The sequence below is a fragment of the Enterobacter sp. RIT637 genome (genome assembly GCF_019718755.1).
Lineage (GTDB): Bacteria > Pseudomonadota > Gammaproteobacteria > Enterobacterales > Enterobacteriaceae > Enterobacter.
In genome coordinates, this window is the sequence record NZ_JAIHAZ010000003.1 from 1 (window position 1) to 12,835 (window position 12,835).

General features: G+C 59.4%; 9 protein-coding genes. All 9 read left to right on the forward strand.

Annotated elements, in window-relative coordinates:
- The first annotated feature begins 119 nt into the window (after window positions 1-119).
- The 9 genes from K5E19_RS06905 to K5E19_RS06945 all read left to right on the forward strand — a co-directional run bounded on the left by K5E19_RS06905 (window position 120) and on the right by K5E19_RS06945 (window position 12,781).
- Window positions 120-1,694, forward strand: a complete 1,575-nt coding sequence (locus K5E19_RS06905; RefSeq protein ID WP_221550518.1) for an iron ABC transporter permease — start codon at window positions 120-122, stop codon at window positions 1,692-1,694.
- 1 nt (window position 1,695) lies between these two features.
- Window positions 1,696-2,727 (forward strand): ABC transporter ATP-binding protein, encoded by a 1,032-nt coding sequence (locus tag K5E19_RS06910; protein WP_221550519.1) that lies wholly within the window; start codon window positions 1,696-1,698, stop codon window positions 2,725-2,727.
- Between the two features lie 150 nt (window positions 2,728-2,877).
- Complete coding sequence (gene yahO, locus K5E19_RS06915) at window positions 2,878-3,153, forward strand: DUF1471 family periplasmic protein YahO (protein ID WP_010428286.1); 276 nt, start codon at window positions 2,878-2,880, stop codon at window positions 3,151-3,153.
- A gap of 203 nt (window positions 3,154-3,356) precedes the next feature.
- Window positions 3,357-5,540 carry a TonB-dependent siderophore receptor gene (locus tag K5E19_RS06920; protein WP_221550520.1) on the forward strand — a complete coding sequence of 728 codons (2,184 nt, stop codon included), beginning with the start codon at window positions 3,357-3,359 and terminating at the stop codon, window positions 5,538-5,540.
- A 126-nt stretch (window positions 5,541-5,666) separates the two neighbouring features.
- Window positions 5,667-7,640, forward strand: coding sequence for a PhoX family phosphatase (locus tag K5E19_RS06925; protein ID WP_221550521.1), 1,974 nt, complete (start codon window positions 5,667-5,669; stop codon window positions 7,638-7,640).
- Window positions 7,641-7,742: 102 nt separating this feature from the next.
- Window positions 7,743-9,131, forward strand: coding sequence for a phenylalanine transporter (gene pheP, locus K5E19_RS06930; RefSeq protein WP_221550522.1), 1,389 nt, complete (start codon window positions 7,743-7,745; stop codon window positions 9,129-9,131).
- Window positions 9,132-9,369: 238 nt separating this feature from the next.
- Window positions 9,370-10,605 (forward strand): MFS transporter, encoded by a 1,236-nt coding sequence (locus tag K5E19_RS06935; RefSeq protein ID WP_221550523.1) that lies wholly within the window; start codon window positions 9,370-9,372, stop codon window positions 10,603-10,605.
- 15 nt (window positions 10,606-10,620) lie between these two features.
- Window positions 10,621-11,646 carry a sugar phosphate isomerase/epimerase gene (locus tag K5E19_RS06940; RefSeq protein WP_221550524.1) on the forward strand — a complete coding sequence of 342 codons (1,026 nt, stop codon included), beginning with the start codon at window positions 10,621-10,623 and terminating at the stop codon, window positions 11,644-11,646.
- A complete protein-coding gene (locus tag K5E19_RS06945) occupies window positions 11,639-12,781 on the forward strand; it encodes a Gfo/Idh/MocA family protein (protein WP_221550526.1) in 1,143 nt (380 codons plus the stop codon). The genes K5E19_RS06940 and K5E19_RS06945 overlap by 8 nt, the downstream gene beginning before the upstream one ends.
- Window positions 12,782-12,835 lie beyond the last annotated feature (54 nt).

Here is a 12,835-nt window from a genome sequence, read left to right on the forward strand (position 1 = left end):
TTCCGCTGAAGGATCTGGATGCGCCAAAAGTGGAACCCTCCACGCTCAACAGTAAGAAAGTTATCGAGCTGATGACGCAAGCTGGCCTGCTGTGATCCTGAACGTAAAGTGAATGTCCTATGTCTGGTTTGAGTCTCGACATCGGTAAACACCGCGCGCGGAAGCCTGTTCGCAGGCGTCCCGCGCTGCCGATGGTTGCGTTAGCTGTCTTGTTTTCATTACTGGCGCTTCTGCCTTTGGGCTTTATCATTGCCATCGGCATTGAGACCGGCTGGGAAACGATTAAGGCGCTGGTGTTCCGCCCGCGGGTGGCTGAGCTGCTCAGCAACACGCTGTGGCTTATGGCGTTAGCGGTTCCGCTGTGCATTGTGTTGGGCGTGGCAATAGCCTGGCTGACGGAGCGCACAATGCTGGCGGGACGGGGCGTATGGTCGGCGCTGGCGGTGGCCCCGCTGGCGATCCCCGCGTTTGTGCAAAGCTATGCCTGGGTGAGCGTGGTACCGGGCATGCATGGCCTTTCTGCGGGCGTATTCCTCTCTGTTCTGGCCTACTATCCGTTTATCTACATGCCGGTTGCGGCGGTGCTGCGCCGTCTCGATCCAACCCTTGAAGATGTCGCCGCTTCGCTCGGATCGCCTCCCTGGCGGGTCTTTTTCCGCGTGGTGCTGCCTCAGCTCAAACTGGCGATCTGCGGCGGCGCGCTGCTGGTGGCGCTGCACCTGCTGGCGGAGTATGGCCTGTACGTCATGATCCGCTTTGATACCTTCACCACGGCCATTTATGACCAGTTCCAGTCTACGTTCAGCGGCCCGGCCGCGAACATGCTGGCGGGCGTACTGGCCTTATGCTGTCTGGCTATCCTGATGCTTGAAGGCGTCACGCGCGGAAAAACACGCTATGCGCGGATTGGCGCAGGCGCCGCGCGCGAGCAGAAGCGCTGGCCGCTTGAGCCTGCTGTGGCGTGGCTGGGGCAACTGCTTTTTCTGACGCTGGTGCTGCTGGCGCTGGGCGTACCCTTAATTGTGTTGTGTCGCTGGATCTGGCTGGGCGGCGTGGAAAACTGGATGAGCGCCGATCTCTGGCACTCGCTGCGTCAGACGCTGATGTTCGGCGTGGGCGGAGCGCTGCTGACGACAGCGTGCGTGATCCCCATCGCGTGGCTCGGGATCCGTTATCCGCACCGTATTTTCCGGATGCTGGAAGGGTGCATTTATATCACCAGCTCGCTGCCGGGTATCGTGACCGCGCTGGCGTTGGTCACGGTGACGATCCACTATGCCCGTCCAATTTATCAGACGGAAGTGACGCTGTTCCTCGCCTACCTGCTGCTGTTTATGCCCCGTGCGCTCATTAACCTCCGGGCTGGCATTGCGCAGGCGCCGGTTGAGCTGGAAAACGTGGCGCGCAGCCTTGGCAGCACGCCCGCTGAAGCGTTATGGCGCGTCACCCTGCGGCTGGCCGCTCCGGGCGCGGCGGCGGGCGCGGCGCTGGTTTTCCTCGGCGTCAGCAATGAACTGACCGCGACGCTGCTGCTGTCGCCATTGGGAACGCGTACGCTCTCCACCGGCTTCTGGGCGCTGACCAGCGAGATTGATTATGTGGCGGCGGCCCCTTACGCCATGCTGATGATCCTTATCTCACTGCCGCTAACCGCCATTCTTTATATGCAGTCTAAAAAAATTGCAGGGCTATGACATGCTTGAATTAACGTCCATTTCGAAATCGTTTTCCGATGCGCGGGTGCTTGATAATGTGAATCTGAGCGTTGCACCGGGGAACAGGACGGCGATTGTCGGGCCGTCAGGGTCGGGAAAAACCACGCTGCTGCGTATTCTTGCCGGATTCGAAACGCCGGACAGCGGGCGCATTGTCATGCAGGGACGCACGCTGTTCGATGAACACAATTTTGTGCCCGCCCATCTGCGTGGGATCGGTTTTGTCCCGCAGGAAGGAGCGCTGTTCCCGCACCTTAATGTGGCTGACAACATCGCCTGGGGGCTGGACGGCACGCGGCATGAAAAACGTCAGCGGGTGGACGCGCTGATGGAGAAAGTCTCTCTGGACAGGCAGTTGGCCACGCACTGGCCGCATGAGATTTCCGGTGGGCAGCAGCAGCGCGTTGCGCTGGCCCGCGCGCTGGCCCAGCGTCCGTCAGTCATGCTGCTCGACGAACCCTTTTCTGCGCTGGATACCGGGCTGCGCGCCATGACGCGCAAAGCGACCGCCGACCTGCTGGCGGAGGCTGGCGTGGCCTCGATTCTGGTGACGCACGACCAAAACGAAGCCTTGTCCTTTGCCACCCAGGTTGCCGTGATGCGTGCCGGACGCTTCAGCCAGGTGGGTACGCCTTACGACGTGTACTCCCGGCCCGTTGACGAAGAGACCGCGCTGTTTCTTGGCGATGCGGTGATCCTGCCCGCTCAGCTCTCCGGTGGGTACGCGATGTGCGCGCTGGGTGAAGTGCCCACGGACAATGCCCGTGCGACAGGAGAGGGCAGAGTGATGATGCGCCCGGAACAGTTGCGCGTAACGGCATGCGCCCCGAATGAAAGCCCTGTCTCGATTATTGATGTGGATTTCACGGGCCATTTGTCCACGCTCACCCTTGCTTTAGCCGGGCAACCGGAGCCTGTTGTTCTGAAAACGGTCAGTCAGGCAGGGTGGAACCCCGGCGCGGCTGTGCGCATTGATATCTCGGGCGTCGCGCGCGTTTTTGAATATTCTTAATATTCGTTAGTTATTTCATGCAATGGGTTGTTATAAAAGAATTTTCCCGAACATGTGGAATTTCCTGAGATTCTCTACCATGCTCAATACACCTCATCATCGTGTGTGAGGATTTTCGTAGTTGCTGATTAATCTCAAGGAAAAAAGGTTATGAAAAAAACGACTGCTATTTTGTTGGGAACCGCGTTTCTGTTTACCACTAATGCCTTTGCTGCTGAACTGCTGACGAAAAACGAATTCGAGAAAGTAGAATCACAGTATGAAAAAATCGGTACTGTTAACACTTCAAATGAAGTATCGATTGATGATGCTAAGAAAGAGCTGATTGAGAAAGCAGACAAACAAGGCGCTGACGTGCTGGTGCTGACCTCCGGTAATACCAACAACAAAATTCACGGCACTGCCGATATCTACAAGAAAAAATAATGTTATTGCAGCCACCCCCTCTGTGGGGTGGCTGTTCTCGTCCTGCTCCCCCGTCCTGATTAACCTCTTTTCGCAACCAGAAATGTGCGGTTACACTTGATAACGCATAGATAATGCGTATAGTTCTCATTTGCATTGCATTTAACACCATTCTAAGGCCCGACCACGGGTCATTTTTGCGCGCACATTTAAACGAGTTAATCATGAACAACACCACAATGCATAAAACGCTGCTGGCGCTTGCCATTGGCGCAGTGACGCATTCCGCACTGGCGGCGGATGAAAAAAAAGAGGACACCCTCGTCGTCCAGGCTGCGGCGGAGAGTGATTTCACACCCGGCGGCGACCAGCTGGTGCCCGCCTTCCTCGACGGGCAGGTGGCAAATGGCGGACGCATGGGGATGCTCGGTCAGCAGAACGCCATGGACGTGCCGTTCAATATCATCAGCTATACCTCGAAGCTGGTGGAAGATCAGCAGGCGAAAACCATTGCCGACGTGGTCGCCAACGACGCGGGCGTGCAGTATGTTCAGGGGTACGGCAACAGTGCGGAAACGTTCCGTATTCGTGGCCTGAAGTTCGACGGCGATGACATGACCTTTGGCGGCTTGTCCGGCGTGCTGCCGCGTCAGGTGGTGGATGCCCAGATGGTCGACCGCATTGAAATCTTCAAAGGGGCCAACTCGCTGATGAACGGTGCGGCAAGCTCCGGCGTAGGCGGGATGATCAACCTTGAGCCGAAACATGCGGGCGAGACGCCGCAGGCAAAAGTGGGCGTGGACTACACCTCGGATTCCCAGATTGGCACCACGCTGGACGCGGGCCGTCGCTTTGGTGATAACGACCAGTTTGGCGCGCGCGTGAACCTCGTCCATCGTGAAGGGGAAACCGGCGTACCGAACGATCGCCGCCGCACCACGCTGCTCTCCACCGGCCTGGACTACAAAGGCGACCGCTTCCGCACCTCGCTGGACCTGGGCTATCAGAAGAAAACCTTCCACGGCAGCCCGACCAGCGTCAACATCTCGGCGGTGGATTTCGTGCCTGAACCGCCGAAAAACGATCGCAACTTCTCGCAGAAGTGGGCCTACAGCAATATCGAAAACGAATTTGGGATGTGGCGCAGCGAGTACGACATTACCGGCGGCTGGACCGCCTATACCGGCCTGGGCGCGCAGCACGCGCATGAAGAAGGGATCTACAGCGCGCCGAAGCTGGTGGACAAGAGTGGCAAGGCGACGGTCAGCCGTCTGGATACCAACCGCATCAGCGATTCCGTCAGCGGGATGGCGGGCATTCGCGGTAACTTCACTACCGGCTTCGTCTCGCACAAGGTCAACGTCGGGTATTCCGCGATGACTAAAAACGAAAAAATCGCGTGGAAAATGTCGGCGGCGAAGGATAACCCGACCACCAACATCTATCACAACACCGGCGTCGATATGCCGGACAGCACTAACTTCAACGGCTCCGGCGGGAAATACAGCGATCCGCTGACCAGCGGGCGCACCCGTACGCAGGGCTGGCTGCTGAGCGATACCCTGGGCGTGCTGGACGATAAGCTGCTGTTCACCGCCGGGGCGCGCCATCAGAAAGTGGTCGTTCGCGGGTATAACAAAATTACCGGCGCAGAGAACGACGCGGACGGTTTCGACGGCAGCCGCTGGATGCCCACCTACGGCGTGGTCTACAAGCCGTGGGAGGAAATTTCCCTCTACGCCAACCACACCGAAGCGCTGCAGCCGGGCAAAACCGCACCTAATACCGCCACCAACTACGGCCAGAGTACCGGTATCGTTCACTCTAAGCAGAACGAAGTGGGCGTGAAGGCGGACTTCGGCCGCGTGGGCGGATCGCTTGCGCTGTTTGAAATCAAAATGCCGTCGGCAATCCTCGACGACAGCGGCCACTACGGTCTGGACGCCGAGCAGCGTAACCGTGGCGTGGAGCTGAACGTCTTCGGCGAGCCGATGCTGGGGATGCGCCTGAACGCCAGTGCCACCTGGCTGCAGGCGGAGCTGACCAAAACTAAAAACGGCGTGAATCAGGGCAACGATGCGATCGGTATTCCGAATTTCTACGCCGTGCTGGGCGCAGAATACGACATCAAGCCCGTTGACGGTTTGACGGCGACCGCCCGCGTGAACCACTCCGGCACGCAGTACGCTGACCTGGCAAACACCAAAAAGCTGGACAGCTACACCACGCTGGATCTGGGCATGCGCTATCGCTTCGCGGTGAACCACAATGCAAACCAGATGACCGTTCGCGCGGGCATCGACAACGTGACCAATGAAAACTACTGGGCCAGCGTGGACGATTCCGGTACCTACATCACTCAGGGCGAACCGCGGACCTTTAAGGTCTCGGTTGGCTACGAGTTCTAAGCGTTCCACCTTGTTATCCGGGGCAGGGATGCCCCATCCTCTCGCCATCGTGTTATAAAATTGTAACAAAAGCTTCTTACACTGGTCGCCACATCCTTACCTCTTGGCCAATGACAGGAAGCCGCTATGGGCAGACCCCTCAAATCCGTTTTTAAAAAAGAACATCGCGACGATATCGCTAACCGCAGCGCTAACCCGGTTTTCTCCGAGGTCGCGGAAGTGTTTCTCTCACGCCGTCGTTTTCTCCAGATGGGCGCCGTTGCAGGCGCTGCCGTTTCATTTCCCTTTCTGATCAAACCCGAAAGCGCCATTGCCGCGGTATCGAAGCCTTCCGCGCTGGCAAAAGCGGTTTCCCTGGGCTTTACCAGCATTGACGTCTCCACGGAAGATACGGTCAGGGTGCCGGAAGGCTATATCGCCCGCCCGTTCTATCGCTGGGGTGACCCAACGGGAATTAAAAACAACATGCCGGCCTTTAAGCCGGACGCCAGCAACACCACGGACGAGCAGGCGGTGCAGGCGGGCATGCACCACGACGGCATGGCGTGGTTTAGCCTGCCACAGGGTGAGCACAACCCGGAGCATGGCCTGCTGGCCATGAACCATGAATACATTGATAACGGAATGCTGTTTACGGACGGCACCGCGAACTGGAGCCTCGACAAAGCCCGCAAGGGGCAGAACGCGATGGGCGTGTCGGTGGTGGAAGTGAAAAAAACGGGCAGCGAGTGGCAGGTGGTTCGCCCGTCCTCTCTCGCCCGCCGTATTACCGTCAATACGCCGATGCAGCTGACCGGCCCGGCGCGGCATCAGCCCTTAATGAAAACCGCCGCCGACCCGCAGGGGGAGCGCGTGCTGGGCACCATGCAAAACTGCGCTAACGGCCACACGCCGTGGGGCACCTATCTCACCTGCGAGGAGAACTGGTCGGATATTTTTGTGAAAAAAGCCGATCTTAACCCGCTGGAAAAACGCTACGGCATCAGCGACAGCGACGAGTCCTACCGCTGGAACGAAGTGGATGACCGGTTCAGCGTCGATAAAACCCCTAACGAACCCAACCGTTTCGGCTGGGTCGTGGAGATTGACCCCTACGACCCGACCTCCACCCCGCGCAAGCACACCGCGCTGGGCCGCTTCAAGCATGAGGGGGCGGCCGTCACGATTGCCGCCGACAAGCGCGTGGTGGTCTATATGGGTGACGATCAGAAGTTTGAGTACATCTATAAATTTGTCTCGAACAACAAATACGATCCTGCGAACCGTGAAGCCAATATGCAGCTGTTGACGTCCGGCACGCTGTACGTCGCCAGGTTTAACGAGGACGGGAGCGGCGACTGGCTACCGCTCATCTTCGGGCAAAACGGTCTGGACAAAAGTAACGGATTTGAAAGCCAGGGCGACCTGCTGATTAAAACCCGCCTGGCGGCCGACGCGGTGGGGGCGACGAAAATGGATCGCCCAGAGTGGATAGCCGTCGATCCGCACGCCAGCGGCAGCGTCTACTGTACGCTCACCAACAACAGCGATCGCGGCAAGGAGGGCAAGGCCCCGGTCGACGCTGCCAACCCGCGCGCCAACAACGTGTTTGGGCATATTATGCACTGGCACGAAGACGGGGCCGATCCTGCTGCCGCACGCTTTAAATGGGATATTCTGGTCATGGCCGGGCGCACCGACGGCGACGATCCGAAGGCCAAAGGCTCCATGCAGGGCGCGGAATTCGGCAGCCCGGACGGACTGTCGTTCGATCATCAGGGCGTCCTGTGGATCCAAACCGACGTCTCTTCCAGTACCATCAATAAGAAAGCGTACGAGGGGATGGGCAATAACCAGATGGTCGCCACCATTCCCGGCACCAATGAATACCGCCGTTTCCTGACCGGACCGCGCGGGTGCGAAATCACCGGCATTGCGTTTACGCCGGACAACCGGACGCTGTTCATTAACATTCAGCATCCGGGGGAGGGCGGGGATGATATTACCGACCCGGCCAATCCGCGCGCCGTCTCCAACTGGCCAGACGCCAGCCCGAACGGGCGTCCGCGATCGTCAACGGTGGTGATCGTCAAAGCGGACGGTGGGATCATCGGGTCGTGACCTTTCTCTGCCGGGCGCATGCAGTGGCCCGGCGTTAAGCTTGCTACCACCAGCATGAAGTGTTAAAACGTGCCCCTTCTAAAAAAGAGACAGGGGTAGGGCGTGAAAGACGCGTCATCCGCTTCAGGCCATGGTAGCGCTGAAGCTTCGTCGGATCAGAATCCGACGCTGCAACGTGGTTTGCAAAATCGACATATTCAGTTAATTGCCCTCGGCGGCGCGATCGGTACTGGGCTGTTTCTCGGTATCGGCCCCGCCATTCAGATGGCCGGTCCGGCGGTTCTGCTGGGTTACGCTATTGCGGGGATTATTGCCTTCCTGATCATGCGCCAGCTTGGCGAGATGGTCGTTGAAGAGCCGGTTTCAGGCTCCTTCGCACACTTTGCCTATAAATACTGGGGCCCGTTTGCAGGCTTCCTGTCCGGCTGGAACTACTGGGTAATGTTCGTACTGGTCGGGATGGCGGAGCTGACCGCCGCGGGCATCTACATGCAGTACTGGCTGCCGGACGTGCCGACGTGGATCTGGGCAGCGGCCTTCTTCATCATTATCAACACCGTTAACCTCGTCAACGTGCGCCTGTATGGCGAAACCGAGTTCTGGTTTGCGCTGATCAAGGTGCTGGCGATTATCGGCATGATCGGCTTTGGCCTGTGGCTGCTGTTCTCCGGTCACGGCGGCGAGCGGGCCACTATCGACAACCTGTGGCAGCACGGCGGCTTCCTGGCGACCGGCTGGAAAGGGCTGATCCTCTCGCTGGCGGTGATCATGTTCTCCTTTGGCGGGCTGGAGCTGATTGGCATCACCGCTGCGGAAGCGCGCGACCCGCAAAAAAGCATTCCGAAAGCGGTTAACCAGGTGGTGTACCGTATCCTGCTGTTCTATATCGGTTCGCTGGTGGTACTGCTGGCGCTCTATCCGTGGGTGGAAGTGAAGTCCGACAGCAGTCCGTTCGTGATGATTTTCCACGATCTGAACAGCAACGTGGTGGCCTCGGCGCTGAACTTCGTCATCCTCGTGGCGTCGCTGTCGGTCTATAACAGCGGGGTTTACTCCAACAGCCGCATGCTGTTTGGCCTCTCGGTACAGGGCAACGCGCCGAAGTTCCTCACCCGCGTCAGCCGTCGCGGCGTGCCGGTCAACTCGCTGTTCCTTTCCGGCGCGATTACCTCTCTGGTAGTGCTGATCAACTACCTGCTGCCGAAACAGGCCTTTGGCCTGCTGATGGCGCTGGTGGTCGCGACGCTGCTGCTGAACTGGATCATGATCTGTCTGGCGCACCTGCGCTTCCGCGCGGCGATGCGCCGCAAGGGACGCGAGACGCAGTTTAAAGCGCTGCTCTACCCGGCGGGGAACTATATCTGCATCGCGTTCCTGGGGCTGATTCTGGTGCTGATGTGTACCATGGATGAGATGCGCCTGTCCGCGATGCTGCTGCCAGTGTGGGTGGTGTTCCTGTTTATTGCGTTTAAATTATCCCGAAAAAAGTGATCTGCTTTTCTCCCTCTCCCTATGGGAGAGGGCCGGGGTGAGGGCACCAGACCGCACCAAACTGCCTGCCTTCACCCCCGGTAGCGCTATGCTTACCGGGCCTACAAAGCACCACTCCACTTTTATCGTGACCCCTCTCCCAAATCTGTTTCGATCCGCAGGATCTTTATTTTGTAATCGATTACTTTTTATTTGAACCATTTTGTAATCGATTACTTTTTTCTGGGTGAGGCTTATCATGGTGTCAACTGAAAGTAGTGAAAAGGCGATAGTGCAGCACCGACTGCTGGTACCGCGGCTGTCGCTGATGATGTTTCTGCAGTTTTTTATCTGGGGTAGCTGGTCGGTCACGCTCGGCCTGGTGATGACCCAGCACAACATGTCGCTGCTAATTGGCGATGCGTTCTCCGCCGGGCCTATCGCGTCTATTCTCTCACCGTTCGTGCTGGGGATGCTGGTGGACCGCTTTTTCGCCTCGCAGAAGGTGATGGCGGTGATGCACCTGGTGGGCGCGGCGATCCTCTGGTTCGTGCCGGGCGCGCTGATTGCCGAGAACGGCGCGCTGCTGATCGGCCTGCTGTTTGGCTATACGCTCTGCTACATGCCAACGCTGGCGCTGACCAACAACATCGCGTTTCACAGCCTGGCGAACGTGGATAAAACCTTTCCGGTGGTGCGCGTGTTTGGCACCATCGGCTGGATCGTGGCGGGGATTTTCATCGGCGTCACCGGCGTGGCGTCCAGCGTCACCATCTTCCAGGTGGCGGCGGCCAGCTCCGTACTGCTGGCGCTTTACAGCCTGACGCTGCCGCACACGCCAGCCCCGGCGAAAGGCCTGCCGGTTAAGGTGCGCGATCTCTTCTGCGCGGATGCCTTTGCGCTGCTCAAAACCCGCCACTTCTTCGTCTTCTCCGTCTGCGCGATGCTGATCTCCGTTCCGCTCGGCACCTATTACGCTTACACCGCCTCATACCTGGCGGATGCCGGGATTGCCGACGTCAGCACCGCCATGTCGTTCGGGCAGATGTCGGAAATCTTCTTCATGCTGGTGATCCCGCTGCTCTTCCGCCGCCTCGGCGTGAAAGTCATGCTGCTGATCGGCATGCTGGCGTGGTTCGTCCGTTACGCTATGTTCGCGCTGGGCGTGAGCGAGGAGGGGCGCTTCCTGCTCTATATCGGCATCCTTCTGCACGGCGTGTGCTATGACTTCTTCTTTGTGGTGGGCTTTATCTATACCGACCGCGTGGCGGGCGAGAAGGTGAAAGGCCAGGCGCAGAGCATGATCGTGATGTTCACCTACGGCATCGGCATGCTGCTCGGCTCGCAGATTTCCGGCGCGCTCTATAACCGTCTGGTTGCGGGGCAAACCGTGCCGCAGGCGTGGGTAACATTCTGGTGGATCCCGGCGGTGGCTGCCGCGGCGATCGCGCTGATTTTCCTTCTCACGTTTAAGTATGACGATGAAAAGGCGTAATGTTCAGGAGGTGGTATGAGGACGATGAAAGGACCCGGCATTTTTCTGTCGCAGTTTATTGGCGGGGAAGCGCCGTTTAACTCGCTCGACGGGCTGGCCGGGTGGGCAGCCGGGAAGGGCTATAAAGCGGTGCAGATCCCCTGCAATCATCCGCACATTTTTGATGTCGAAAAGGCGGCAGAGAGCCAGGCCTACTGTGATGAAATCACCGGCAGGCTGGCCGCGCACGGGCTGGTCATCAGCGAGCTGTCGACCCATCTGGAAGGGCAGCTTGTGGCGGTAAACCCGGTCTACAGCGACGCGTTTGACCACTTTGCGCCCGCCGCCGTGCGCGGTGACGATGCGGCGCGCCGGGCGTGGGCGACGGAGAAGCTGAAGCAGGCGGCGGTTGCCTCGGCCAGATTGGGCCTGAAAGCGCACGCGACATTCTCCGGCTCGCTGGCGTGGCCGTTTTTCTACCCGTGGCCGCCGCATAACGAGCAGCGTTTTCAGGAAGCGTTCCAGGCGCTGGCAAACCGCTGGCGGCCGATTCTGGATGCGTTCGACGAGCAGGGTGTGGACGTCTGTTTTGAGCTGCATCCCGGGGAAGATCTGCACGACGGCGTGACCTTCGAGCGTTTCCTGGCGCTGGTGGATAATCATCCGCGCTGCAATATTCTTTTCGACCCAAGCCATATGCTGCTGCAGCAGATGGACTACCTAACCTTTATCGACATCTACCACGCGCGCATCAAGGCGTTCCACGTGAAGGATGCCGAGTTCCGCCCCAGCGGGCGCAGCGGCGTCTACGGCGGCTACCAGCCGTGGATCAACCGCGCCGGACGCTTCCGCTCGCCCGGCGACGGGCAGATCGACTTTAAGGGTATTTTCAGCAAGCTGACCCAGTACGACTATGACGGCTGGGCGGTGCTGGAGTGGGAGTGCTGCCTGAAGGACGGCGAGGCCGGCGCGAGTGAGGGCTGCGAGTTTATCCGCCGCCATATCATCCCGGTCTCCGGGCGTGCGTTTGACGACTTCGCGGCAGGAGGCAAGCATGATTAACGTCGGGATTATCGGCAGCGGGTTTATCGGCCCGGCGCATATCGAGGCGCTGCGCCGCCTCGGTTTTGTGCAGGTGGTTGCCCTGTGCGACGGAACCCTTGCTCAGGCGCAGGAAAAGGCGCGTGCCCTGAATGTGCCGCATGCCTACGGCAGCGTGGAGGAACTGCTTGCCCACCCTGATCTGCACGCGGTGCACAACTGCACGCCGAACCACCTGCATGCGGAGATTAACCGCAAGATCCTGCGCGCGGGCAAGCATGTGTTTTCCGAAAAACCGCTGTGCATGACCCCGGACGAGGCGCGCGGGCTGGTGGCGCTGGCGGAGCAGGCGGGCGTGGTGCACGGCGTTAGCTTTGTCTATCGCCAGTTTGCGATGGTGCGCCAGGCGGCGAGCATGATGCGCGCGGGCGATATCGGACGGCTGTTCGCCTCGCACGGCAGCTACCTGCAGGACTGGATGCTGCTGGAAACGGACTACAACTGGCGGGTGGATGCCGCCCTCGGCGGCGCATCGCGCGCGGTGGCGGACATCGGCTCCCACTGGTGCGACACGGTGCAGTTCGTCACCGGGCGACGCATTACCGAGGTGATGGCCGATCTCGCCATCGTCTGGCCGACGCGCAGGGCGAACGTGGCGGGCGGTCAGACCTTCACGCACGACGAGCACGCGGAGTATGAAGACAGGCCGGTCACTACCGAAGACTTCGGCTCGGTGCTCTTCCGCTTTGACGACGGCAGCAAAGGCAGCTTTAGCGTCTCGCAGGTGAGCGCCGGGCGCAAAAACCGCCTGACGTTTGAAATCAACGGCAGCGAGCGGTCAGTGGCGTGGGATCAGGAGATCCCGCAGCAGCTGTGGGTCGGCCATCGCGCGCGGGCTAACCAGACGCTCACCGACGATCCGGGCCTGATGAACCCAGACGTGGCCGACAGCGCCCACTTCCCCGGCGGGCATATCGAAGGCTGGCCCGACGCTTTCAAAAATATGATGGCGCAGTTCTACCGCGCCGTGCTGGCGGGGGCGATGCCGGAAGCGCCGCAGTTTGCAACCTTCCACGACGGCGCGAACGTGATGTATATCATTGATGCGATAGTGAAAAGCCATCAGCAGCAGCGCTGGGTTCGCGTGGCGCAATGACGCGCTGCCCGGTTCGCCGGGCAGCCGTTTTATGGTAGCCTGCACAAAACGCTA